A 25,702-nucleotide genomic window follows, 5' to 3' on the forward strand; every position below is an offset into this window, starting at 1 on the left:
GCAAATAACTTATCTTGGAGGTTGTTAGTAAATTTATGAGAATTTGATTTATGAAGCTAGTGGTTAAGTGTCATTTTACTACTTGTGAGAAAATGTAATTAATGCTTTTTTATTCTTTTTATTTGAAATATTTACCTTTATATAGTATAATTATTTCAATATATAGTTCAAATTGGTGGTGATAATTTTCGTTTAGAAATGGAGAGAAGTACTTAAAAAGAAGGTACCTTATATGAATTTCAAAAAGATAAAAATAATGAATTCAATTGTGATTATAACAAATCAATTTTTAACTGAAATAGCTGATACTATTTTTAGTGTTGTGATCTTCTTATATGTATACGAGCAAACTAATTCTGCATTGTCAGCTTCCTTAATAACTACGGTGACTTTCTTGACACACATATTTATTGGTCCAATTATGGGTGTTTTCTCAGATAGGTTTCATCCAAAAAAAGGAATGCAATATGGGTATATGATAATGATCATGGTAGGTCTCCTACTATCACTATTCTTTATGTATTCGATTGATTATTTAATTTTAATGATTTACATAAGCTTGTTAATTCATAATGTCTGCATGCTATTTATTGTACCTGCAAAAAATAAACTGCTTCCACAAATTGTACCGAGGGAAGAGCTTGTACGTGTTAATGGCTATGTATCTTCATCAACAAATCTTGCTGAACTCATTGGCAATACAATTAGTGGGTTTATCTTAGCCTTGATAGGATTTGTAGGAATTATGTTAATTCATTCAGGAGTTTATTTACTTGCAAGTCTGCTGCTATTATTGCTATTTGATCTTTCCAAGATTTCTAACTTGAAAAATATGTCCAAATCAGCTGAAGTGGAGATTGAAAGTAAACAGAGTGGATTCTTTACAGAATTAATCGAAGGTTATGTTTATCTCAAATCAAATCGGCCCCTTTTCAAATTAGTATTTATGTCTACTATTTTGAATGTTACTTCTATGATTACTCCACTTTTAATTGTTCTCATAACAACCCAGTATGGAGGCGGATCTAAAGAATATGGATTCTTTAATGCTGGTGCTATCGTTTCGAGTTTTATTGTAGGCTTACTCGTAAGTTATGTTAATAAACTTATCTCACCAGGTAAAATATTTTCCATTACTTTATGTTTAGCAGGTTTTTGTTTGATTTTAATTTCTTTTTTTTCAGATATTTATGTAGGAGGAACTTTGTATTTTATATTCGCTGGTTTATTAACCATGCAAAGGATTATATTTAATTCATTTTTTATGCATGCTGTCGAAGAAAAGGTCAGAGGCAGAGTTTTATCATTAAGCTTAGCAATTTCTGTCGTAACGGTACCTTTATTCTCCCTATTAGGTGGCTATATTAGTGATATTGTTAGTGCAAATTATGTATATGTATTTTCAGGAATATGGTTAAGTATTTGGTCTGTTTTTCCACTTTTAGATCAGGATATTAAATCTATTGATAAGATAATGTGAAAAATGTGTCTTACTAATTCTGAGGAGTGATTTAATATGAATAGATTAAAAGAAGCTATTGTAACTAGAAGAGGGAATATTGCAGTTTATCATCATAAAGGAGAATATATAATTCATAATTTGATAAAAAGTTCATGGGTTGTACTAGATAAGGATCAAAACGAGATAGCCACCAGATATTTGTTTGATTTTGTTACAAAAGACCAATTGCTATTAGATTACAATCAAAAAGAAGTTAATCAGGTTTTGAATTTACTTAATTTGTACAGGATTAGCGAAGAAATCGACAAGGATATTCAAAAGAATAACTTTATACTTTCGAATAAGGTTACTAAACCGAAAACTGTGTATTTCGTTTCAACTTATAAGTGTAATTTGAGTTGTATTTATTGTTATGCTGATAGCGGCCCAACAAGATCAATGAAAGAGGACCTAACTACAGAAGAAGCAAAAAAGGTAATTCGTGAGATTAAAGATCTTGGGACAGAAATCATCACTTTTACGGGTGGAGAAGCATTTCTGAGGAAAGATATGATGGAATTGATTGAATACTCTAAGGATGTTGGATTACTAGTCAATCTCATTTCAAATGGTGCATTTATTCAAAATATAGATATGGCACGAAAACTATCTTCTCTCACTAATCTAATCACTATTAGTTTGGATTCATTGAAAAAAGAAGAACATGATGCTAATAGAGGCAAGGGGGCTTGGAGACTTGCTATGAGAGCAATTGAATTGCTATTAGAGGCTGGAGGGAAACTTAAGATAAATCAGACTGTCACCAAGAATAATCTTGATGCAGTAGAAGATATCATTGATTATGCTAGAAAAACTAATTCTAAACTTGTAGTAGTTCCTTTGGCGGGCTTAGGGCGAGGAAAACAAAATAATTATGAGTTGAATTATACTCAACGTCTCCAATATGAAAGTACTGTCATGAATAAATATCATTCTCAAGGACTTGCTGTTAAACAATTTAATTTGCAGCAACACTGTGGACATGGACTTAGTGAATTTTCTATAGATAGTCGTGGTAATGTGTATCCATGTAAATTGATGCATGAGTCATCTTTTTTAGCAGGCAATATTAAAGATAATGATTTGGCTGGTATATACAATGATTCGCATGTTTTTAAAGAATCGCGAGATCGTCATGTTGACAACCTACCTACTTGCAAAAGTTGTTCTTTTAAATATATGTGTGGTGGAGGATGTCGTGCAATACAATGGAGTGATACTAATAAAGTCAATGGAACAAACACTTATGAATGCGAATTTATAAAGATGAATTTTATTGAACTAATGTGGAGATATTTTCGCGAAAGTAAAAAGGAGGCTAAAGCAAATGTCCAAACTGTATCAAATTAAAGAAGAAATTTTTTATGATGAGAATTTAGAAGGTATATATTTACTAACTCCTTCCGGTAATACTCTGATTTTGGATGATGTGGTTGCTAAATATATATGGAGTACCATATCAAATAAAGCTTCTCATGAACATATTGTAAATGAGCTTATGGGAGCATTTAATTTAGATCAGTCTATGCTTGATGAAGTAAAGAAGGATGTTACAGAGTTTTTGAGCGAATTAGAAATTCATGATGTGATAGGGATATACGATGATGTTGAAGCAAAACAATTTCATTAGAAGAGCTGTTAAGTCTGGAAAAACAGTTAAAGTAAATATTAGCGGGGATTGTATGTTTCCGACCCTGTGTAACAATGAGCATGGATATGTTTGTGATAGTGATTCTTATAGTGTAGGAGATATTATACTGTTTGAAGATGGTAGGCACAAACTTATTTCGCATAGGATTAATTATATAAACGACAAAATCTTCCTCTCTTCTGGAGACAACAATAAAAATTATGATATTCCAAAAAACAAAAAATGTATAATTGGGAAATTTAAAATTAGTGACAAGCAATTTTTGTTTTCTAATCATAATATGATTATTGAAAATGTTCATTTTAAAGAGTACTTAACATTATCTCCAATAATAAGAAAAGAATATAGTGTTATTGCTATTTTCAATCATTACACTGAGTCAGTCCTGAATAAGTTTTATAAGTTTTATGAACAGCCAATTAAGAAAAAAGACAAAGTGCTACTAGTAACAGAACTTGATCCAAATAAAGTTGAAGAAGTTAATACTTTGTTTGATTCTGTCGTATGTATTTGAGACAACAGTTCTATACTTTTATATATCTGTGGTCTAAATTACAGAGAAAGGAGGAGTAGTATGAAATATGTAAAACCATCTATAAATAAAAGTCAGGGTATGATTGCTTCTGCTAGTTGTATATGTGGTCTCTTAGTTGGAGGGGGCGGGTGAAACAGTTTTATTATTAACTTTGAGGGGAGAGAAAAATATGAACTACATTAAACCATCTATTAAGAAAACTACTAATGTTTCCGAAGCAAAGTGTGATTGTGGATTATTAATTGGAAGTGGAAGATAGGATCTTATTATAATGTTTGAATTTATTCATTATAAACATAAATAGTGAATATGCAGTCAATGTAGATTCTCACTGAAAGATAACATATTATTTGAATGGAGTGAATGATATGTCTTACGTAAAGCCGAACGTTAAAAAAGGCAACACTATCTCTGTTGCTGCGTGTGAATGCGGCCTTTTAATTGGAAGTGGAAGATAAAATTTTATATAACTCGACAGTTCAAAAAGGGTGTTCTCTCTAAAGAGAGCACCCTTTTAACGAATTATGACAAATAATAAATTTAACTTTTTTGCAAAAAAGTGCAGACCAAATGCCTCTTTCATTCGTCTATATCTATAAGAGGTGATTCACGGATGAAAAGATGGTGGAAACGGGCAGGAATGCTGCTGGCTCTGCTGGTCATTATATATGTGGGTGTTAAACCGGACATACTGATAGGCAAACCGGGAATCAAGGCGGAATCTGCGGTACTGATGGATTTGAGTACAGGCAAGATCTTGATGGATTATAACGGTTCAATAGAAATGGCCCCTGCGGGTATCAGCAAATTGATGACAGAGCTGCTCGTCATGGAAGCTGTTATGAATGGCGAGGCACGCTGGGATGATGCGGTTAATGTTAGCCTGTACGCCAGTTCGGTGGGAGGCACTCAGGTTGCACTTAAGCAAGGTGAGAGATTTACAGTACAGGAGCTTTTCCAAACGATGGCAGTGTATTCCGCTAATGATGCAGCTGTTGCGCTTGCAGAGCATATTGGTGGTACAGAGCAGTCATTTGTACAGATGATGAATGAGAAATCCTCGGAGATTGGCATGTCAACGGATACCGTCTTCAGAAACTCCACGGGACTAAGTGAGAAACAGCTAGGTCCTCATCGTCCTGATGTAATTCAGGGACAGACGGTCATGACAGCTACGGATGCATGCAAACTTGCACAATATCTGATTGAAAATTACCCCGAAGTACTTCAGGTCTCCAGCCAAACTCAGGTATCCATGCATCAAAAAGGGATTTATATGAGTAACAAGAATTGGATGCTATCCTCCATTGGAGGACCTTACGCTTACGATGGCAATGACGGATTGAAAACTGGCTATGATCCACTTACAGGCTACCACTTTGTAGGAACAGCAGAGCGCGATGGCAAAAGACTAATCTCGGTCGTATTTGGTACAGAAAGCCGTGAAAGCCGTTTTAACGAAACGCGCAAACTGCTCAATTATGGTTTCTCTGGCTCAAAGAATTAAATGTTGCCGTATTCCCCTAACTGTAAACTTATGGATTATCATGGTAAAATGATTTACGAATAATTCCATATTATTCTGTAATTCACTTATAAGGGGGACTTAATATTGAACGCAATTAGCAAGAAGGTATATGCTGTAACGCTAACCATGGCCATGTCGATTGCTCTGATTCAGCCTGCAGTTCTGGCAGCCGAAGCAAGCAAGCCTACAGCAGCCGTTGCTGAAGCCATAACTTCGAAGATAGCACAGACGCTCCAGCAACTGGGATACATAGAAGGTACAACAGATGGAATGAAACAAACACAGACACCAATAACGCGTGCTCAGGCAGCAATCGTCCTACAACGTGTACTTAAGCTGGATACACCTGCTTCTCTTACAGGCTTCGCTGATGTTCTGGCTCAAGATGAAGCCGCACCAGCCATCTATGCATTGAAGCAGAGTGGTCTCATTCAGGGACAAGCCAAAGGCTATGCACCGGATGCACCCCTTACGCGAGCACAGATGGCCTCATTATTTACCCGTGCATTTGAGTTGAAGGATAACGGAATTCAGGTCGTATACAGTGATATGAAACAGATTCCCGCAGTGCATGCCGAGGATGCGGTCCGCCTCAAGCAGCATTTTATCATTGAAGGCACTGCGTTTAATGCCAAGGGTACAGTAACTCATGGTGAATTTGCCGAAGCATTGTATCTGGCACTAGGGCTTGATGTAGCAGCGGAGGGTCTTACACCATTAGAGGATTTCTTCAAGCAGCCTGCTCAGGCTGGATTCAAGATGTCACCGGACGGCAAACATATGGCGTATCTGGAACCGTGGAATAACCGTATGAACGTTGTGGTTAAGGAAAATGACGGTACAGGCAAGCCAATCCGGATTACAAGTGAAACCGATCGCAATATTGCTGCCTTTGTATGGGCTACCGATGACAAATTGCTCTATGTGAAGGATGAAGCCGGGGACGAGAATTATCATATTTATGTTACGGATATTGATGGGAAAAACAGCAAGGATCTTACCCCATACCCCAATACAAGAGCCATGTTGGTTGATCCACTGGAGAGCATTCCAGATGAAATTTTGGTGGGCATGAATAAACGTGATCCTCGGATCTTTGATGTATACCGCATCAACATTAAGACAGGCGAAGCTGTGCTTGCTGCTGAGAATCCAGGTAATATCTCGGGCTGGTTAACAGATCACGAAGGTAAGATTCGTGTAGCCGTATCCAGTGATGGCAACGTATCCTCGTTAATGTATCGTGATTCGGAGGATAAACCGTTTGAGCCATTGCTCACCACAGAGCTGGGAGAGACGTTTGTTCCACTGATGTTCACCTATGACAACAAAAATATCTATGTTGCGTCCAACCTGGATCGGGATAAAACAGCTATCGTGGAATTTAGCCCGAGCACCAAGAAGGTAACTAGAACCATTTATGAAAACAAAGATGTGGATGTAACCAGCTTCGTACCTTCGAAAGAGAAGGGGACAATTCTTGCAGCAGTTTATGAGACAGACAAGGTAAACTATGAATTCTTCGATGACGAGTTCAAAAAATTAATGCAGGATCTTCAAGCCAAAGTGCCCGGCAAGGAAGTTAGCATTTCCAACATGAGCGAAGAAGGTCAGGTCCTATTCGCCGCTTATAGTGACAAGTCGATGGGCACCTATTATTTCTACGACTCGAAGACAGGCAAGCTGGATAAACTGGCTGATGCCGCACCATGGATTGATGAGAGCAAAATGTCGGATATGAAACCTGTGACCTATACGTCACGTGATGGTTTAACCCTTCATGGCTATCTGACACTACCTAACGGGGCGGAAGCTTCCGGGCTACCACTCGTTGTTGTCCCGCACGGCGGTCCATGGGCTCGTGACTCATGGGGCTTCAGTCCGGAAATCCAGTTCCTTGCCAGCCGCGGGTATGCTGTACTGCAGGTGAACTTCCGTGGCTCCACCGGGTATGGCAAAGCGTTCCTGGATGCAGGAAACAAAGAGTGGGGCAAAGCGATGCAGAACGATCTTACGGATGGCGTAAACTGGCTGGTTAAAGAAGGGACAGTTGATCCAGAACGTGTAGCCATTTATGGAGGATCTTATGGAGGTTACGCAGCGCTAGCCGGACTGGCATTCACGCCGGACGTGTATGCTGCCGGAATTAGCTATGTGGGACCTTCCAATCTGTTCACCCTGCTGGATTCCCTTCCACCCTATTGGGAGTCTGAGCGGAACATGTTCTATGAGCGCATGGGTGATCCGGTGAAAGACAAGGAGCTGCTGACCGCAGCCTCACCATTATTCCATATCGATCAGATGAAGGCGCCGTTATTTGTCGTACAGGGTGCGAATGATCCGCGGGTTAAACAGGCAGAATCTGATCAGATCGTGGAAGCACTGCGCGAACGTGGTGTGGATGTACCTTACATGTTAAAAGCGAACGAAGGTCATGGCTTCGCTAATGTTGAGAATCAGCTTGATCTGTATCGGGCCATTGAGAAATTCCTCAATCGTCACCTGATGCAGGAATAGTGTACATCCAAGTTATTCGTACCGCTAAATTAAGCAGCCATAGGTAATCTTTATAAGGCAGCGGGCTGTCCCTCAGGTTAGATTCAAACACAATCTGGGGGGCAGCTTTTTTTCATTAAAATTATGCTAATAACCAGTGTAAATTCATATTAATGAATTGACATATGAAATCTGTTTGTTTTAAAATGACCAGTGAGTCATTATTGCTCTAATTTGTTTAATATATATGTAACATCCCGGCATATGCTGGGCAATTGTGATCTGATCGGGGAGGTAAGTAGAGATGCAAAAACAAATGAAATGGCCGCTCATTTTATTTGCGATAGGGGTATTCATGGCTGCACTCGATAATGGTATTATCACGTCATCGCTGACGACGCTAAATGCTTCATTTGGAGTATCTCCGACGTGGGGAGCATGGACAATTACTCTCTATACGCTTGGTCTTGCGGTGAGTGTACCGATTGCAGGGAAGCTGTCGGACCGTTATGGCCGTAAAAAGCTGTTTTTAATTGAAGTCGCGTTGTTTGGCATAGGTTCATTGCTTGTCGCAATGAGTCCATCATTTACCTTCTTCCTGGTTGCGCGTGTCATCCAGGCGCTGGGCGGTGGCGGGATCTTTATCATTGCCAGTTCGTATGTGCTGAGCAAGTTTCCTGCTGAACGTCAGGGTACAGCCTTAGGCTTGCTTGGAGGCATGAATGGTGTTGCTGCGATTCTGGGACCGAACATTGGTGCTTTTATTTTGGATATTACGGGAAACTGGCACTGGTTATTCCTCATTAATGTACCGATCGCTATTCTCTTATTTATCGCGGGCATTCGATTTATCCATGAAGAACAGGAGTTAAACCGTGCTGCTGTGGACTGGAGCGGTATTGCTGTTCTCACACTCGGGGTATTGAGTTTGATGTACAGCTTCAGTAATCTGGACGGTGTCGATATGCTGCAGAGCCTCGGTTCTCCGATGTTCTATGGTTTCTTCCTGGCAGGTGTGGTTATTCTGGTGCTCTTTTACTTTTTGGAAAAAAGGCTGGAAGGCTCACAACGTGAACCTGTCGTATCCACTCAACTTCTTGGCATTGCGTCCTTTCGGTGGACGCTGCTGATTGCCTTTTTCTCGGGAGCGATTCTGGCATCCGTAATCTTCATTCCAGGCTTCGTGGAGCAATATCTGGGTGTATCCAGTACGGCTTCAGGTTATTGGTTTACCCCGCTTGCCTTGGCATCAGGAATTGGCGCAGGTGGTGGTGGTTACCTGGTTGACCGCAAAGGACCGATCTGGACCTTATCCGTCGCTGGTTTGCTGTCTGCCATTGGATTCTTGCTATTCCCGCTATGGGTAGAGCATATCTGGCAGTTTGTGATTGCGAGTGTACTTGTGGGGATCGGTTTCGGCATGATGCTGGGGGCGCCGGTAAACGTGCTCGTCACGGAACAGGCTGGTGAGAACAACAAGGGCATTGCTGTGGCAACCAGTTCCTTATTCCGCCAGATGGCGATGGCCATTGCGCCTACCATCTTTGCAGGATTTCTCGCCCGTTCGTTCTCCAATTTGGGTTCCAATATTCAGACAGGCCTTGCGGATCAGGGAATCCAGGTTCCTCCAGAAGTGCTTCAACAATATGCCTCAGGAGCAGGCGGAGCATCGGGAAGTGATGTCGCGAGTCTGACGGAAGGATTGTCCCAAATTCCAGACCCGGGTATTCGGGATGTGCTGCTCCAAGCCGTTCATCAAACGACTGGTCAAGGTTACAACGGGCTCTTCTGGTCTGCCGTTATCTTCAGTGTGCTGACCCTGGCAGCTGCCCTGATCACTGGACGTTTGCGTACACGAGAGAAAAACAAACGTGTGAATACAGTATCCACCAATTGACCTTATAGAATAGATATACGTATAATTTGAAGAGAACAGCCTTACCTTTGAACGAGCCAAAAAGGAAGTGCTGTTCTTTTCAATTTAACCGTATTGTAACTTTTCGCCCTGTAGCAATGTTTAAAATAGAACGAGCGTGAGCGTTGTTCCTGTCCGAGATAGAGAAAAGTTCAGAGAGCACCGTGTCATAAGCAGTTTCAGACGTTTAATGATATGTAGTATCGAATTTCATTTTGACAGTGAAGAAGGAATCGATGAATGAAAAGCAGAACTAAAGAAAAGAAGAAGAAAAGAAGAAAAGGCATATATATTACTCTCGTGTCGCTCGTTGTTTTGTTAATTGGCGGATATTTGTTTCGCCAGCAGCTCGCTGTAGCTGCATTTGACCTGTTCCTGGCAGGCTCTGTAGAGGGCCAATTGTCCAAATCGTATGTTCCGCAGGAGGGCAATAAAACGCCTGATCCAACCGTCTATCGCAAAGAGCCGTTTTCGGTGCTGCTGCTTGGTTCTGACAAACGTGCTTACGAGAAAACGCGTGGTCGCTCCGATACGGTAATCTATGCCGTGGTCAGACCGAAGGAATCGCGTGTATTGCTCGTATCCATCCCCCGTGATACTTATGTACAGATTGTTGGACGTGATGCCAACAAGGATGGCGTAGATGATTACGACAAGCTTGCGCATGCCTACGCTTTCGGAGGGGAGAATATGTCCATCAATACAGTGGAGAAGTTTCTGGATGCGGATGTAGGCTACTATGCAACGATCAATTTTGACGGAATCAAAAAGGTCGTGGATGCGCTTGGTGGGGTGAAGCTGCCGATTGAAGAGGATATCGTGAATAAGGATCCGAATCACGTGCAATTCACGATTGAAGGCGGCAAGCCGATCTATGATGGTCAGGAAGCCCTTTATTATGTAAGATACCGCGAGGATAGTGATTTTAATCGTACCAAGCGGCAGCAGATTTTCCTGAACGCCATGGCAAACGAAATGCTGAGTTTGAATCAGATTACGAAAATCCCGGAATTGATTCAGATTATGGGAGAGAACTTCCAGACAGACATGCAGCCATCATTTATTACTGACCTGGCCAAACAGGTCATGACCCAGGATAAACCGCAAATCTCAAGCTTCACCATTCTCGGTGAAGGAATGCGCAAAGACGGTATCTATTATGGTCAGGCGGATGAGAAGGATGTCCAATATGCCAAAGAGCTGATTAACAACTGGATGGATGAATCGACCCCAGCCGGTGAAGTCATGGTTCCAGACCGGCAAGCGATCGACTAATGAATTCCATACAGACCTTGTTTATGACTACAATCAGCAGTACGTTAATGAGCGGGCTGCTGATTTTTTCATTGGAGGGCGATTTCAACCTTTTGGAACATCTTGCGTTTTGATCCGTATAATATAAGTTGAGGCGTAACTTGAAGTAGAAATACAAGGAGGATACGTAAGGGTATGAACATCGCATTTTTTTTGCTGCCTAAGCAAGAGGTTACCTGTGTAACGTCGGATTCTACTCTGCGGCAAACGTTGGAACGGATGGAATATCACCGGTTTACGGCGGTACCCATTTTGAATAAGGAAGGCAAATATATAGGCACGGTCACCGAAGGTGATCTATTGTGGTATATGAAAAACGCTGAGGGAAAGATTACATTTGAAAACGCTTCAAAATTCCTACTCAAAGATGTACCTCTTCGCCTCGATATTAAGCCAGTATCCATTGATGCCAATATGGAAGACCTGATCAATCTGGCCAAGGTACAGAACTTTGTGCCTGTGGTCGATGATATGGAACGTTTTATTGGTATTGTGCGGCGCAGTCAGATCATTGAATACTGTGAAGGCATTGTCGCCAAAGAGTCCATGAAAGCCAAGTAAGAAATCATTAAATGAAATTAAGCTTCAGTGAACGCGGATAATCAGAGCCTCTCAGTATCATGTTAAGCATTAGGAAGCATAAGAAGCGCGGGCATTTTCCTGCCATGGGGGATGATTTTGTGGACCCCCTTTTTATGCTATAATGGAGAATAAAGCTTTTTCGGGGAGAGTGACTTTCGCCAATATGCCTAAAGAACTGGATGTAGCCAAACGCGCTAAAGTGATTGAATGGCTGAAAACCGAAGTACTTGACCAGGTATCCCGATTGTTTAAAGCGTTATGGGAAGGCAGTACCTCCCGCATCGGGGACAGTCTCGCCAGTCTGATGATGAGTAGTTACATATTGGGCCGCAGGCTCGGTATTCCTTTCAAGGATCTGGATGCATTGTTAATTGAGAAGTTGAGAAAGCACAAATCGGAAGGTCACCAGCTTGAAGACTGGTACCAGGATATATCCGCGCTAGAAGATCATATGCGTAAGAGGTGAATTTGTTGAAATTTAGCTTGAAGTCAGCCGTCTGGAGCGCAGTATACCTGCTCTTGCTGCTTTCGCTGTTAACTCCTTTATCGGTTCTCGCCATATTTTTCATGATGGTACCCGGAGTTATTTTGTATGCTTCCTTATCTGTAAAATCATTTATATGGCACCTTGTTCCGGTAGCGGTCATATTAGTCTTGTTTCATCCGATCTATTTATTACTGCTGCTGCTATTCACCCTGCCTGCGATCATTATGGGTAATGCCTATAAGAAAAGGAAATCGGCCTTGTTCGCATTATTGGCGGGAACCGGAGCCATGCTGGCAGAATACCTGCTGCTCTTGCTGATTGGAAGTGTCATCTTCCAATTCGATCTGTCGAGTTATATTGATGATGTGGTGAGACTTACAATTGAACCACTAACGAATACGTCTAATCAAATGGTAAATGGCTTTGCGTGGACACCTGAAATGACTCAGGATGTCGCAAGGCAGACACAACTCATGATTCCGTTCGCTTTGGTTGTGACATCCATGGTGATGTCGCTTATCACACACGTGATTGCTCGTCCTATTCTGAATGTGATGGGTGTATCCGTATCGAAGCTGCCACCAGCGCGCGAATGGCGTATGCCTCGTGCTCTGATCTGGTATTACTTCCTGGCACTGCTCTTCGAGGTCATCTCTAGACAGAGCGATGGGACATACTGGACCATGATTGCGATGAACTTGTCGCCTTTGATTAATCTGGGCTTCATGATTCAAGCCATCGGTTTCTTCTTCTTCCTGGCACATGCGAAGAAGTGGAACCCGGTTATACCGTATTTGCTGGCGGTTGCGGTCTTCTTCATTGGGCCGCTTCGGATTATCGGGATTATCGATCTGGCGTTCCCGCTTCGCGAGGCAATATCGAGACCAAAACGTTAGGGTGATGAGTCATGCCTAAATTTCTGAAGAAACGCTGGCACGGCTACTATACCGTATGGGCGTTCATACTGCTGCTTCTGCTTGTTATGTTCGTGACCATCTATAACTGGGCGCTTGGTTTGATTAGTCTGATACTGGCTTCAGCGCTGGGAATCGTCATGATTAAGGCGGAGATGGCGTTCCGCCGCGAGCTTAACGACTACATTAACGGCCTGTCTATTCGCATCAAACGAATGGAGGGCGAAGCAATCAGCATGCTCCCATTCGGGATCGTGCTGTACAGCGAGGATCGTACGGTAGAGTGGCACAACCGTTTCGTTGGGGAGATGTTTCAGGAAAAGACGATGGTGGGCAATCCACTGCTTAACCTTTTCCCGAAGCTGCCTCAGCCGAAAGAAAAAAAGGATGGAACCAAAGAACCGGCCAAGGAACTTCATGATGAGTTCCAGTTGGATGACCGGTTCTATGGCGTTATTCACAATCCGCAGGAGCGGTATGTATATGTTTACGAGATTACGGAGCTTGCCATACTGCGCGATAAATATGAGAATGAACGCATTGCACTGGGGATTCTGGTATTGGATAACCTGGATGAGGCAGCACAGGGAATGGACGATCAGCAGCGTACTGCGCTTATTGCGCGGGTAACAAGCGAGATTACATCCTGGGCGAAGAGATATGAAGTTTACTTACGCCGTCTCTCTTCTGACCGCTATCTGATGATGCTGAATCATAAATCGCTGCAGGAGCTCGAACAGAGCCGTTTCGTCATTCTGGATGAAGTGCGAGAGATGACGGCGGATCTTAAAGTTCCGATGACACTCAGTATTGGACTCGCATTTGGTTCGGATACGATCAGTGAGATGGGTGAACTGGCACAGTCCAGTTTGGATATGGCGCTTGGACGCGGCGGGGATCAGGCTGCTGTGAAGTCCGGACAACGTCTATCCTTCTACGGCGGAAAATCCAATGCTGTGGAGAAACGTACACGTGTCAGAGCCCGGGTAATTGCCCATGCCTTGCGTGATTTGATGCAGGAGAGCGATCGAGTGCTGATCATGGGTCACAAGATGCCGGACATGGATGCAATCGGAGCTTCAATCGGCGTGTGGAAGGCAGCAAGTTTATACAATGTAGAAGCAAGAATCGTCTTGGATGGAATCAACCCATCCATCGAACGATTAATGGAGCAGGTGAATAAGGATGAGAAATTGTCCAAAGCCTTCGTCTCACCTGAACAAGCGACACAAATGATGACGGAGCATACGTTGCTCGTGGTGGTGGATACCCATAAGGCATCAATGACGATGGAACCGAAGCTTGTGCAATCAGCCAATCGCGTCGTGGTGGTGGATCACCACCGCCGCGGAGAGGAATTCATTAACGATGCGGTATTAATCTATCTGGAGCCATATGCTTCATCGGCTGCGGAGCTTGTGACTGAGCTCCTGCAATATATTCATGACAAGGTACAATTCACTCCGCTTGAAGCAACGGCTCTGCTGGCCGGGATTACGCTGGATACGAAGCATTTTGCACTGCATACAGGTTCGAGGACATTCGAAGCCGCAGGTTTCCTGCGCCGCAGTGGTGCAGACACCATTATGATCCAGCGTCTCATGAAAGAGGATTTGTCAGAATATATTGCTAAGGCAGAAATCATAAAGCATGCTAAAATGGTATACGGGAATATTGCGCTGGCGGTCACGGATCCCGGCAGCAAGATTTCACAGATGATGATTGCCCAGGTGGCAGACACATTGCTGAATATGACGGATGTGGTCGCTTCATTTGTTATCAGTGAGCGTCCGGATGGACTGATTGGCATCAGTGCAAGGTCACTGGGCCGCATGAATGTTCAGGTCGTCATGGAAAGACTTGGCGGTGGCGGACATTTGACGAATGCTGCCGTGCAATTGGAAGGAACGCTTGGAGAGGCAGAAAAACGGCTGATGAACGTACTGGCTGAAATCGAAAAGGAAGAGGGGCTGTTCGAATGAAAGTCATTTTTATAAAAGATGTAAAAGGTCAAGGGAAAAAAGGACAAGTGAAGGAAGTATCCGAGGGATACGCGCAAAATTTCCTTCTGCCACGGGGAATGGCACGCTTGGCAACAGACGGTAACATGAAGACGCTGGATAACCAGAATGCAGCGGAGGAAAGACGCAAGCAGGAAGAGAAGGCTGAAGCGGAAGTCCTCGGCAAAAAGCTGGAAGCAGAAGTAACTGAACTGAAAGCAAAATCCGGCGAAGGCGGCCGATTGTTCGGTGCAATTACAAGCAAACAAATCGCTGAAGCTCTGGCTGCAAAAGGTCTGAAAGTCGACAAACGCAAAATTGAGCTGGACGAGCCTATTCGCACACTCGGCGTAACGCAAGTAACCGTCAAGGTTCACCCTGAAGTGAAGGCTACCTTGAAGGTACAGGTAACGGAGGAGTAAGATGGGCGGCGAAATGTTATTCGACCGGATTCCCCCACAGAACCTGGAAGCCGAACAGGCTGTGCTGGGTGCAATCCTGTTGCAGGGCGAGGCCCTGATTACAGCGATGGAACGGGTGCAAACCGAGGATTTCTATGATAAGCCCCATCAATTGATATTTGAAGCGATGATTCAGCTTGGAGAGGAAAATCAACCGATTGACCTTGTCACGCTGACTTCGCGTCTAAAGGATAAAGGCGAGCTGGAGGACATTGGCGGCGTTAGCTATCTAGCGAAGCTGGCTCATGGTGTGCCTACGGCTGCCAACGTGGATTACTACGCACAGATTATTGAAGAAAAATCAATGCTGCGGCGCTTGATCCGTACAGCTACGCAGATTGTTAGTGAAGGCTATACGGGCGGTGAAGACGTTGCTGCGATGCTCGGTGAAGCAGAGCGGCGCATTTTGGAGATTTCCAACCGACGTTCCAGCAGCGGTTTTATCGCCATTCAGGATGTACTGATGGAAGTGTTCGACAAAGTCGAGACGCTGCATCAGAACCGGGGAACCACAACGGGCATTCCGTCCGGATTTATCGATCTCGACAAGATGACTGCCGGATTCCAGCGTAGTGACTTGATTATTGTAGCTGCGCGTCCTTCGGTAGGTAAGACAGCCTTTGCCTTGAATATCGCTCAGAATGTTGGCATTCGGGCGCAAGAGACGGTAGCCATCTTCAGTCTGGAGATGTCAGCCGCGCAGCTGGTACAGCGTATGATCTGTGCGGAAGCCAATCTAGATGCAGGGGTTCTTCGTACCGGTGAATTCAAAGGTGATGAGGACTGGCAAAAGCTGACGATGGGGATCGCTGCATTAAACGAAGCAGAGATCTATATCGATGATACACCAGGGATTACGGTAGCTGATATTCGTGCCAAATGCCGTCGTCTCAAAAAAGAAAAAGGTCTTGGCATGATTCTGATCGACTACCTCCAGCTGATCAGCGGCCGCGGTAAAGCGGGCGAGAACCGTCAGCAGGAAGTATCGGAGATCTCGCGTACACTGAAACAGATTGGCCGGGAACTTGAGGTTCCGGTTATTGCCTTGTCCCAGCTGAGCCGGGGTGTAGAGCAGCGTCAGGATAAACGTCCGATGATGAGTGACTTGCGGGAATCGGGTTCGATCGAGCAAGATGCCGATATCGTAGCCTTCCTGTACCGGGATGACTACTATAACCAGGAGACCGAGAAGAAAAATATTATCGAGATTATTATCGCCAAGCAGCGTAATGGTCCGGTAGGTACGGTTGAGCTGGTCTTCCTCAAAAACTTCAATAAGTTCGTTAACTATGAGCGGGCCCATAATGATGCCTTTGCGATGTAGATGATAGTTACGTTATATTTTGCTAGATAATAGAGAAGATTCTGTGCTCATCAACTACTAGTTAATATGGACTTATAAATAGATTCCTAATACGATATGTAGAGCCTTAATTCTATCGTGCAATTAAACCGGGGTTAGCCGTCAAGCTAGTTTTGACAGGCAGCCCCGGTTTTTTGCGTGGGAATATGGGGTTAATTCCGAACATTAAACTAGTGCGATTACCAATTGTTCGCCATTTCATTTGACTTTGAAATAGGGGACTGGTACACTAGAATTGCTGCGTTAAAGCAGCGAAAACCTTCCTTGATATGTAACACGAGGGGGATTTTCACTGTCCGTTAGCACGCTTCTCCGCCGGTATTTTCACTTCGAATTCCTGCCGAGATAGAGGACGGACAGACCAATACAAAGGTGCGCAAGGCACCCACGGAGGTATGTACGATGTCAACGGTAGTTGTAGTGGGAACGCAATGGGGAGACGAAGGTAAAGGTAAGATTACGGATTATTTGGCTGAAAGCGCAGACGTGGTCGCTCGTTACCAAGGTGGTAACAACGCAGGACATACGATTCTGATCGACAACAAAAAATATAAACTGACGATGATTCCATCGGGCATTTTCTACACGGATAAAGCTTGTGTCATTGGTAATGGCATGGTTATCAACCCGAAGGCACTTATTGAAGAAATTAACTATATTCATGATAATGATTTTACGACTAAAAACCTGTTCATCAGTGAACGCGCACATATCATCCTGCCATACCACATGGTACTGGATGCACTGGAAGAAGAGAGCAAAGGTCCAAACAAGATTGGTACAACTGGTAAAGGGATTGGTCCAGCTTACATGGATAAATCAGCTCGGATCGGTATTCGGATGGTTGACCTGCTTGATGCGGAAGAGTTCGAATTGAAACTGCGTCATTTGGTAAAAGAGAAGAACCGTGTGATCGAGCAAGTCTACGGCGGTGAGCCAGTAGATGTAGAAGAAATTCTGAAAGATTACCTGGGATATGCAGAAATCCTGCGTCCATACGTGCGTGATACATCCGTTGTACTCAACGATTCCATTGATGAGAACAAAAAAGTATTGTTTGAAGGTGCACAAGGTGTGATGTTGGACCTTGACCAAGGAACGTATCCATATGTGACTTCATCCAACCCTTCTGCAGGCGGCGTATGTATCGGTTCCGGCGTTGGTCCTGCTCGCATTCAGCAGGTCATCGGAGTAGCTAAAGCCTACACCACACGTGTAGGAGATGGACCGTTCCCTACGGAGCTGCATGATGCAGTTGGTGATCAGATCCGTGAGACTGGACATGAGTATGGTACCGTAACTGGACGTCCGCGTCGTGTGGGCTGGTTCGACAGTGTTGTCGTGCGTCACGCTCGTCGTGTCAGCGGCATTACAGGACTGTCCCTGAACTCTCTGGATGTGATGACAGGTCTTGAAACGGTGAAAATCTGCACAGGATACAAATACCGTGGAGAGATCATCACACACTACCCAGCCAGTCTGAAAATGCTGGCTGAATGTGAAGCGGTATACGAAGAGATGCCAGGCTGGAGCGAGGATATCACCGGAGCGAAGAAACTCGAAGATCTGCCTGTGAACACACAGAACTATGTGAAACGTGTTTCCGAGCTGACAGGGATTCCAATCGCGATCTTCTCCGTAGGTCGTAACCGTGAGCAAACGAATCAAGTTCTTCCAATCTACGTATAATTAAGTTGAATCATAGCCCCAGTTGTCGCCCCATAAGCGATGACTGGGGTTTTTCGCATATCTCCTGATATAATCCCGAGATTTCCGTCAATACTGAATAACAGTAGAATCACAGACCTGATGTGCTGACTGCCACAGACAGGTTGGATAATCGGAGGAGGAGAACAGGGATGAAGTTGCTTCAATGGTTTGCCAAAATCGTACTTACCGTCATGCTAGTTAGTTCATTGACCTTACTGACAACCGGATTAATTGTACAGTCGTATGTGAAATCGCTGCTGGCGAGTTTTAATATTGAGTGGGAAGGTCAACCGCTGGGGTTAACATCCATGTTTCAGGGTGCACTCGGTGGTAAGGCGAGCGAGGAGAACAAACCGGGGGCAGGAACAACAGATCAGCCGACTGGTGCTGAAGAAGAACAAGTTCCAGAGGACGCCATATCGGTCATGGGTAATGGAACAGACCAACCGGAGACAAGCACTGACAATGGTTCTGGCAATACAGGGAATGGGTCAGATAAAACCGACCAGACGGCTTCAAATGGTAGAGGCGAGAGCAGCAACGGTGACACTGGCAGCATAGACACAGACCCCAATAAGGCTCCAGAAGGTGCTGCGGGAAGTGGAAACGGGACAGCAGCTGGCAATGGTACGGCTGGAACCTCTGGTAACTCTGCTGGTTCAGGTAATGATGCTATTGTGGTATCGCCAGATGATATTACGGGAACAAAGGACAAGCTGCCTCTGGAGGAAAAAGAGAAGATCTTCAGTCTGCTGATGGCAAAGCTTCCCCAAAATGAAATGCAGCAGATCTCGGGCGCGATGGAAGATGGCCTGACCGAACAGGAATTACGTGATATTGAACAGGTGATATCAAAATATCTGACGAGTGAGGAATACGATAATCTTATGGAAGTGCTTCAGGCTGAATAAGTAATAGTTTACAAATACGCATGATGTGTATGGAACTTGACGTATCTATGAATTCAGGAATTCATTCTTCAAGGCCTGAGAGCAACCGAGAAATATAGTTGGATAGCATATTCAATTCATACAACCATCCCTTGTCTGAGATTATCTGGCGAGGGATTATTTGATTGTGCTTTTATGAAAATAATTTCGCACTATTGTGGGTCTTAGAACCTAGTCTTAAAACTAGACTGAAACTACATAGTATACCTGAACATGAGGCATAATGGGTAAGAATATTCGCCTGCCATGTTATGGATAATAAAGGAAAACCAAGCGGGGCGCGGCTTTGGGCTGTGACGCATAGAGTTGAAATGAGTGTAAAACCTGTGTTAAAGTATACGGGTGTGATTAAAGGTTAAAATTTTGACACTTTTATGAGCGCAGCTAAAGTCCTGATTTGCGGACACCCAGAACCAAATATCGACAGACTTGAGACAGACACGGATGGGTGTGTCTTGACAGAAATGCGAACTGAGAAGTGCTGAAAAGGAGAGAATCATGAAAGGTTTCAGAGGCATACGCCAACCGGGCAAAAACCGGGTACACGAACAATCCGGAGAACACCGGACGGCCGAAGACAAAAACAACATGAGCATGTCCAACTTCAGTGTAAATAAAAAGCGCGTTCTGGCCTCGCGTAAATGGATCATTACAGCAGCATGCGGAGTGTTCATCGCTGCATCGGTTGGATTCGCAGGCAAGCAATACGTTGCTGCGAACACCGTTCCATATTACAAGGTCATGGTAAAAGGGAATGAGATTGGCAGCATTGCGGATGAAGCGCAATTACAGAAACTTTTTGCAGACAAAACCGAGGAATACCAAAATAAATATCCTGACGCGGAAATGGTGCTGAACACAGATGGCATCACGACCGAAACGGTAAAAGCGTACAAACCTGAAGTGAACAGCGAAGAAACGCTGGACAAGCTGGATGATATGCTGACAGCATATGCCAAAGGCGTGGAGCTCAAAGTGGATGGCGAAGTAATCGGCATCGTGAAGGATCAGGCAACAGCTGATGCCATTCTGGAACAAGTGCAGAACAAATACATATCGGCATCGGCTGTGCGCAGTTCGCTCAAGACGAAGTCGGTATCGGCTAACTCGTCAAGCAAAGCGGAAGGGCCAAGTACAACGCTGAAGTCCGTGGACATCAAGGAAGATGTGGCGACAGAGTCAGTGAAGGCAGATCCGAATAAAATATGGGACGTGTCCGAGGCGGTTAAAGCGTTAACCGTTGGTAAAGACGCGCCTGTAACCTACGTGGTGCGTGAAGGAGATACGATCTCTTCCATCGCAGCGAAATATGAGATTACGCAAAGCGAGATTCGCAAGAACAATCCAGGCATCAAGGAAACGTCATTGCAGATCGGGGACGAGCTTACGCTGACGGTGCCTAAACCGGCAGTTACGGTAAAGTCGGTTGAGCAGGTCGTGGAGCAAATTGAGATCAAACCACAGGTTGAAGTACGCAAAAGTGCTGAGCTAAAAGCCGGCACCACCAAAGTGGTACGCCCTGGACAAAGCGGATTAAAAAGCATGCAGTACCGTGTAACCAAGGAAAATGGTGAGGTCATCAAGGAAGAATGGCTGGGCCAGGAAGTCATCAAGGCAGCAGTTACTGAAGTGGTGCTGAGTGGAACCAAAGTGGTTGGTGAGGGTACAGGCGAATTCGCTTGGCCTGTATCAAACGCAACGATGAGCAGCAGCTTCGGACAACGCTGGGGTCGTCAGCATAAAGGTGTCGATCTGGTAGGTAACCGGGATGTGAAATCGGCCGATGAAGGCGTGGTTACTTTTGCAGGACAGAAGAGTGGGTATGGCAATGTCATTATCATTAACCATCGTAACGGATATGAAACACTGTATGGCCACCTGGACAGCATTGGCGTAAAGGTTGGACAAGTGATTGAAAAAGGGGAGAGCATCGGCGTTATGGGCAACACGGGTCGTTCGACCGGAACGCATTTGCATTTCGAGATTATCAAGAACGGAACGCCAGAAAATCCGATGACGTATCTTAACTAAGTGAAAGAAATCAGAAGCAAGGTTGGCTTAAATGCCGGCCTTGTTTTTTCATGCTGTAAAATATTTTCAATTTGTAGCATTTGGATCGTTGGATCAGGATGTGACTGTCCTTCAGGTATGTTAAACTATACAGTAAAGATACCTTTATAGATCAAACCTTAGAATTACATTTGTCATAGAAGATAAGAACCAAAAGAGATAAAGACCGCTAGAGCGGATCAAGCAGGATATAGGGGTGAATACAGCCGATGCAGGGGAAGATTTTGGTGGTGGACGATGAACAGCCCATTGCGGACATTCTGAAGTTTAATTTGGAAAAAGAGGGATACGAGGTCATCTGCGCTTTTGATGGCATTCGTGCAGTTGAACTGGCGTTATCCGAGAAACCGGATCTGATGCTGCTGGACCTGATGCTGCCCGGCAAGGATGGCATGGATGTGTGCCGTGAGGTACGCGCCCATCTGGAGCTGCCGATTATTATGCTGACGGCAAAGGACGGCGAGATTGATAAAGTGCTCGGCCTGGAGCTGGGTGCGGACGATTATGTAACGAAGCCTTTCAGTACGCGAGAGCTGCTCGCCCGGGTGAAGGCACAGATGCGCAGACGACAGAAGCCTGCGATGGCTGCCGAAGCTCCGGAAGACGACGAGAAGCAGGTCATGCGCCTGTTCGATCTTGCATTTGATATGGACATGTACACGGCTTATAAAAGCGGTGAACCGCTTGATCTGACGCACCGTGAATACGAGCTTCTCTATTATATGGCGAAGAACTCCGGCAAGGTCATGACACGGGAACATCTGCTTCAGGCAGTATGGGGATATGAATATTTTGGGGATGTGCGTACCGTGGATGTTACGATCCGTCGTCTGCGCGAAAAGATTGAGGAGAATCCGAGCAAACCGGAAACGATTCTGACTCGCCGCGGGCTGGGTTATCTCGTGCGCAGTCCCAAAAGCGTGGGGATATAATGGGGCGTTTCTCGCGATTTTCGTTCTTCCGAACGATTCAGGCGAAACTGATTATAATCTATGTACTGCTGATTTTGATTGCGATGCAATTGATCGGCGTTTATTTCGTGAGTGCGATGAAGAACTCCCTGACGAGCAACTTTACCGAGGATCTCCAGGCACGGGCGGAGATGCTATCCGTTCTTGTGGGTGAGACCATGGCTGGCGGAGAAGCAGAGGCTGGCGAGGACAAAACGGAAAACCTGCGCGTACTGGTAAACAATCTGTTCAACATTAACGGTGCCGAGATTCAGGTGCTGGATGCCAGTGGCAAAGTGTTGACCACTTCCTTGAGTTCACATTCCGATTACGTGGGTCGCAAAAATACCCAGACCGTTGTCAGCCGGGCACTGCAAGGCATCCGGGATAACGAGGAATATATCGTGGACGAGGATAATGTCCGTAAAAAGGTCGTGGCCAAGCCGGTCATGTCCGGTGGCAAGATCATCGGCGCGGTCTACATCGCCGCCTCCATGAACGAGCTGTACTCCACCATGGAGGGAATCAATAAGATTTTTATTTCCGGCATACTGATTGCCTTGGTACTGACCGCAGTGCTCGGCGTCATTCTGTCGCATACCATTACGCAGCCCATCAAGGAAGTTACCCGCAGGGCAACGGCGGTTGCCGAAGGGAACTTTGATCAGCAGACACCTGTATTCGGTACAGATGAGATTGGACAGCTCAGCCGGGCGTTCAATTACATGACCAGTCGCTTGCGGGATGCACTCTCTCAGAACGAAGAGGAGAAAGAGAAGCTGACGTCCATTTTGACGAACATGAGTGATGGTGTGGTCGCGACTGATGAGTATGGCAAAGTCATTCTGGTCAACCGCCGGGCCAGCAGCATCCTGGGCATGCGTCCTGCGGATATCGAAGGCAGGCATTTTGCCGTATTGCTCGGCATTGATCCGGAAGATGCAGAAGCACTTGCAAGTGGTTTTACAGGCTCGACGCTGCTGCAGATTGCACCTGCCGGGCAGGAAGACCCTGTGGTGATCCGCATGACATTTACACCGGTTCATCGGCGTGAGTTGGGCATTACCGGAACGATTGCCGTGCTTCAGGATGTTACCGAACAGGAAGAGCTGGAGGCGTCCCGGCGCGAGTTCGTTGCGAATGTATCCCATGAGCTGCGTACACCACTGACGACGATCAAGAGTTATGCAGAGGCACTCGATGATGGAGCACTTGAAGATCCGCAGCTGGCTGGACGTTTTGTAGGCGTTATTCAGAATGAGACGGAGCGGATGATACGGCTGGTGACGGATCTGCTGCATCTCTCCAGACTCGACTCCAAGGAGGCACTGCTGCGCAAACAGCCGACGGATATTATGGACATGCTGGAGGAGGTAACGGATCGATTCTCATTCCAGATGCATCAGAAGGATATTCAGCCCGTTTTGTCGGTTGAGAATGGCATTCCTGAGGTACCCCTTGATCGGGACCAGATTGATCAGGTCCTAGATAATGTCGTATCCAATGCACTGAAGTATACGCTGGAGGGCGGTACGATTACAATCGCGGCCAGACGCAGTGATGAGCATACCCTTGCCATTTCCGTGTCAGATACGGGAATGGGTATTCCGCAGCGGGATCTGGATCGTATCTTTGAACGGTTCTATCGTGTGGACAAAGCTCGTTCCCGCAGCATGGGCGGTACAGGACTCGGACTATCCATTGCCCGGGAAATTGTTAGGGCGCACGACGGCACCATTTCTTTGGAGTCTGAAGTGGATGTAGGCACAACCGTAACGTTCACACTGCCTATGCGTGAAGAAGGAGGTGAGCACCTTGAAGGAACGGATTAAATCCCTGGTGCTCGCTTCTCTCGTTGCCGCCAGTCTGGTGCAGAGTTATTTTCTGATCTATCGTTTGCCCGGGGGTGGGGATTCCATTGTGACGTCTGAGACGAACTATGTGAAGACCGAGAATATGGGTCAGGAGCGAGATATTGAGGAACTGATCTTTCCCGATCAGATGATGATTCATCTGGGAGAGGACAAACATACCGTGTTTTATCCAGGCAATACCTTCTACCAGCTGATCTATTCACGTCTGCAAGGACGGACATTTGATGATTTTCAGCGGCGCACGGTACAGTCCGTGAACTGGGGTCAGATCCGCAAGGATAACCCCGGCATTGAGCTGTCTTTCAAGGAAGGCATTCCGGTTGCCCTGCTGCAGCGAGTGATGCGGCTGGGTACGGATTCGTTGTTTCAGGGGGAAACCATTAACCGGATAGCGATCTATACCGCGAAAAATGAAACCAAAGCCCATGCACTGTTCTTCAGTGCCAAAGGTGATGTTGTCTATGAAGCTGCACAGGCGGACCTGACGGTCCAGGACGTACAGCAGCATGTCGATTTCGGTACCAACTGGACGCCATACACACTGACGGATGGCGGATATTATATTCCGGCAGAGCCACTGGATGCGGTGGAGGCTGATGTGCCGACCGGGCAGTTCACGGTGGAGCAGATGCAGCGCAGCCTGTTCTTCGATCCCAGCATGACGCGAAATATTCGGGAAAAGGATGGATCGGAGATCTATACGGACAGCAAACGAAGTCTGCAAGTGAAGCAGGATCAGCGCTGGATCAGCTATACGGACCCGGCTGCACCGCCTGCAGGGCAGATTGATGCAGCGAAGGACGCGCTGTCTGCGGTGGATTTTGTGAACCAGCATGGCGGCTGGAAAGGCCGCTCACGCATGATGCTGGATACCGTGGATAACAAAACACAGCTGGAGTTCCAACAGTATTACGGAAGTTTTCCGATTATGGACTCGGTGCAGTTCCGCTTTGGAACCATCAGTATGGAGATGCAGCAGGAGACCGTGTCCAGCTATGAACGCTCGCTGGAATACCTGAACGAGGGTGCCGAGACGAAGAAACCGGTGAAGCTATCAGGTGGAGATAAGCTGAAGGCCCTTATCGAGAAGGTTGCTGGAGAGAACCGCCAAGTGGTAGATGTGTACCCGGCGTATCGTCCGTCCACGATTGAAGGTGGACTGAAGCTAATCCCTGTATGGGTCATCCGCTTCAGTAATGGAGAGGAAACCACTGTTTCTTGATAGGTTTTTGTAGGGTGCCGGAGTCTTTCGATCTGAGCGAGGTGTAAGGTCACACGATAACGGAGAGGGCAGAATAAACCTGAAGAAGCGGAGCGTTCGCTAAAAGCTTTCTGAAAGAAAGCTACTTCGGAAGCATACGCTACCACCGGATTTCCCCTTGAAAAGAGGAATTCATGAAA

General features: G+C 45.4%; 20 protein-coding genes. All 20 read left to right on the forward strand.

Annotation, left to right across the window (positions count from 1 at the left end):
• Positions 1–232 precede the first annotated feature (232 nt).
• The 20 genes from ABIC22_RS09870 to ABIC22_RS09965 all read left to right on the forward strand — a co-directional run bounded on the left by ABIC22_RS09870 (position 233) and on the right by ABIC22_RS09965 (position 25,523).
• Positions 233–1,480 (forward strand): MFS transporter, encoded by a 1,248-nt coding sequence (locus tag ABIC22_RS09870; RefSeq protein ID WP_354480482.1) that lies wholly within the window; start codon positions 233–235, stop codon positions 1,478–1,480.
• Between the two features lie 36 nt (positions 1,481–1,516).
• Positions 1,517–2,851 (forward strand): radical SAM/SPASM domain-containing protein, encoded by a 1,335-nt coding sequence (locus tag ABIC22_RS09875; RefSeq protein WP_354480485.1) that lies wholly within the window; start codon positions 1,517–1,519, stop codon positions 2,849–2,851.
• Positions 2,829–3,131, forward strand: a complete 303-nt coding sequence (locus tag ABIC22_RS09880) for a PqqD family peptide modification chaperone (RefSeq protein ID WP_354480488.1) — start codon at positions 2,829–2,831, stop codon at positions 3,129–3,131. Before ABIC22_RS09875 ends, ABIC22_RS09880 begins: the two co-directional genes overlap by 23 nt.
• Positions 3,103–3,666, forward strand: coding sequence for a S24/S26 family peptidase (locus ABIC22_RS09885; protein ID WP_354480491.1), 564 nt, complete (start codon positions 3,103–3,105; stop codon positions 3,664–3,666). The genes ABIC22_RS09880 and ABIC22_RS09885 overlap by 29 nt, the downstream gene beginning before the upstream one ends.
• Positions 3,667–4,300: 634 nt before the next feature.
• Positions 4,301–5,194: a D-alanyl-D-alanine carboxypeptidase family protein gene (locus tag ABIC22_RS09890; RefSeq protein ID WP_354480494.1), complete on the forward strand. Its 894-nt coding sequence runs from the start codon at positions 4,301–4,303 to the stop codon at positions 5,192–5,194.
• 105 nt (positions 5,195–5,299) lie between these two features.
• On the forward strand, positions 5,300–7,732 hold the full coding sequence (locus ABIC22_RS09895) for a S9 family peptidase (RefSeq protein ID WP_354480496.1): 2,433 nt from the start codon (positions 5,300–5,302) through the stop codon (positions 7,730–7,732).
• 283 nt (positions 7,733–8,015) lie between these two features.
• Positions 8,016–9,608, forward strand: coding sequence for an MFS transporter (locus tag ABIC22_RS09900; RefSeq protein WP_354480499.1), 1,593 nt, complete (start codon positions 8,016–8,018; stop codon positions 9,606–9,608).
• A gap of 258 nt (positions 9,609–9,866) precedes the next feature.
• Positions 9,867–10,901: an LCP family protein gene (locus tag ABIC22_RS09905; protein WP_127537600.1), complete on the forward strand. Its 1,035-nt coding sequence runs from the start codon at positions 9,867–9,869 to the stop codon at positions 10,899–10,901.
• 174 nt (positions 10,902–11,075) lie between these two features.
• The gene (locus ABIC22_RS09910) at positions 11,076–11,501 is read left to right on the forward strand and encodes a CBS domain-containing protein (protein WP_127537599.1); all 426 of its coding nucleotides are present in this window, start codon (positions 11,076–11,078) and stop codon (positions 11,499–11,501) included.
• A 184-nt stretch (positions 11,502–11,685) separates the two neighbouring features.
• A complete protein-coding gene (locus ABIC22_RS09915) occupies positions 11,686–11,988 on the forward strand; it encodes a MazG-like family protein (protein WP_095290575.1) in 303 nt (100 codons plus the stop codon).
• Positions 11,985–12,905: a DUF2232 domain-containing protein gene (locus ABIC22_RS09920; protein ID WP_251642846.1), complete on the forward strand. Its 921-nt coding sequence runs from the start codon at positions 11,985–11,987 to the stop codon at positions 12,903–12,905. The genes ABIC22_RS09915 and ABIC22_RS09920 overlap by 4 nt, the downstream gene beginning before the upstream one ends.
• Positions 12,906–12,916: 11 nt before the next feature.
• Positions 12,917–14,905 (forward strand): DHH family phosphoesterase, encoded by a 1,989-nt coding sequence (locus tag ABIC22_RS09925; protein ID WP_127537597.1) that lies wholly within the window; start codon positions 12,917–12,919, stop codon positions 14,903–14,905.
• Entirely contained in the window at positions 14,902–15,345 is a 444-nt protein-coding gene (gene rplI, locus ABIC22_RS09930; RefSeq protein ID WP_095290578.1) for a 50S ribosomal protein L9, read from the forward strand. Before ABIC22_RS09925 ends, rplI begins: the two co-directional genes overlap by 4 nt.
• A 1-nt stretch (position 15,346) precedes the next feature.
• On the forward strand, positions 15,347–16,708 hold the full coding sequence (gene dnaB, locus ABIC22_RS09935; protein ID WP_095290580.1) for a replicative DNA helicase: 1,362 nt from the start codon (positions 15,347–15,349) through the stop codon (positions 16,706–16,708).
• A 441-nt stretch (positions 16,709–17,149) separates the two neighbouring features.
• Complete coding sequence (locus tag ABIC22_RS09940) at positions 17,150–18,436, forward strand: adenylosuccinate synthase (RefSeq protein ID WP_153980485.1); 1,287 nt, start codon at positions 17,150–17,152, stop codon at positions 18,434–18,436.
• A 170-nt stretch (positions 18,437–18,606) separates the two neighbouring features.
• Entirely contained in the window at positions 18,607–19,368 is a 762-nt protein-coding gene (locus ABIC22_RS09945; protein ID WP_354480506.1) for a dermokine domain-containing protein, read from the forward strand.
• Between the two features lie 537 nt (positions 19,369–19,905).
• A complete protein-coding gene (locus ABIC22_RS09950) occupies positions 19,906–21,438 on the forward strand; it encodes a peptidoglycan DD-metalloendopeptidase family protein (protein ID WP_354480508.1) in 1,533 nt (510 codons plus the stop codon).
• Between the two features lie 248 nt (positions 21,439–21,686).
• Positions 21,687–22,409 (forward strand): response regulator YycF, encoded by a 723-nt coding sequence (gene yycF / locus ABIC22_RS09955; protein WP_095290587.1) that lies wholly within the window; start codon positions 21,687–21,689, stop codon positions 22,407–22,409.
• A complete protein-coding gene (gene walK / locus ABIC22_RS09960; RefSeq protein ID WP_127537593.1) occupies positions 22,409–24,259 on the forward strand; it encodes a cell wall metabolism sensor histidine kinase WalK in 1,851 nt (616 codons plus the stop codon). The genes yycF and walK overlap by 1 nt, the downstream gene beginning before the upstream one ends.
• The gene (locus ABIC22_RS09965) at positions 24,243–25,523 is read left to right on the forward strand and encodes a YycH family regulatory protein (RefSeq protein ID WP_354480511.1); all 1,281 of its coding nucleotides are present in this window, start codon (positions 24,243–24,245) and stop codon (positions 25,521–25,523) included. Before walK ends, ABIC22_RS09965 begins: the two co-directional genes overlap by 17 nt.
• The last annotated feature ends 179 nt before the right edge of the window (positions 25,524–25,702 follow it).

It is taken from the genome of Paenibacillus sp. PvP094 (genome assembly GCF_040546835.1).
GTDB lineage: Bacteria > Bacillota > Bacilli > Paenibacillales > Paenibacillaceae > Paenibacillus > Paenibacillus illinoisensis.

Bases quoted from the DNA above. Each gene is read 5' to 3' on its own strand.
- ABIC22_RS09870 (WP_354480482.1), top strand. From the start codon at position 233: ATGAATTTCAAAAAGATAAAAATAATGAATTCAATTGTGATTATAACA.
- ABIC22_RS09875 (WP_354480485.1), top strand. From the start codon at position 1,517: ATGAATAGATTAAAAGAAGCTATTGTAACTAGAAGAGGGAATATTGCA.
- ABIC22_RS09880 (WP_354480488.1), top strand. From the start codon at position 2,829: ATGTCCAAACTGTATCAAATTAAAGAAGAAATTTTTTATGATGAGAAT.
- ABIC22_RS09885 (WP_354480491.1), top strand. From the start codon at position 3,103: ATGATGTTGAAGCAAAACAATTTCATTAGAAGAGCTGTTAAGTCTGGA.
- ABIC22_RS09890 (WP_354480494.1), top strand. From the start codon at position 4,301: ATGAAAAGATGGTGGAAACGGGCAGGAATGCTGCTGGCTCTGCTGGTC.
- ABIC22_RS09900 (WP_354480499.1), top strand. From the start codon at position 8,016: ATGCAAAAACAAATGAAATGGCCGCTCATTTTATTTGCGATAGGGGTA.
- ABIC22_RS09905 (WP_127537600.1), top strand. From the start codon at position 9,867: ATGAAAAGCAGAACTAAAGAAAAGAAGAAGAAAAGAAGAAAAGGCATA.
- ABIC22_RS09910 (WP_127537599.1), top strand. From the start codon at position 11,076: ATGAACATCGCATTTTTTTTGCTGCCTAAGCAAGAGGTTACCTGTGTA.
- ABIC22_RS09915 (WP_095290575.1), top strand. From the start codon at position 11,686: ATGCCTAAAGAACTGGATGTAGCCAAACGCGCTAAAGTGATTGAATGG.
- ABIC22_RS09925 (WP_127537597.1), top strand. From the start codon at position 12,917: ATGCCTAAATTTCTGAAGAAACGCTGGCACGGCTACTATACCGTATGG.
- rplI (WP_095290578.1), top strand. From the start codon at position 14,902: ATGAAAGTCATTTTTATAAAAGATGTAAAAGGTCAAGGGAAAAAAGGA.
- dnaB (WP_095290580.1), top strand. From the start codon at position 15,347: ATGGGCGGCGAAATGTTATTCGACCGGATTCCCCCACAGAACCTGGAA.
- ABIC22_RS09940 (WP_153980485.1), top strand. From the start codon at position 17,150: ATGTCAACGGTAGTTGTAGTGGGAACGCAATGGGGAGACGAAGGTAAA.
- ABIC22_RS09945 (WP_354480506.1), top strand. From the start codon at position 18,607: ATGAAGTTGCTTCAATGGTTTGCCAAAATCGTACTTACCGTCATGCTA.
- ABIC22_RS09950 (WP_354480508.1), top strand. From the start codon at position 19,906: ATGAAAGGTTTCAGAGGCATACGCCAACCGGGCAAAAACCGGGTACAC.
- yycF (WP_095290587.1), top strand. From the start codon at position 21,687: ATGCAGGGGAAGATTTTGGTGGTGGACGATGAACAGCCCATTGCGGAC.
- walK (WP_127537593.1), top strand. From the start codon at position 22,409: ATGGGGCGTTTCTCGCGATTTTCGTTCTTCCGAACGATTCAGGCGAAA.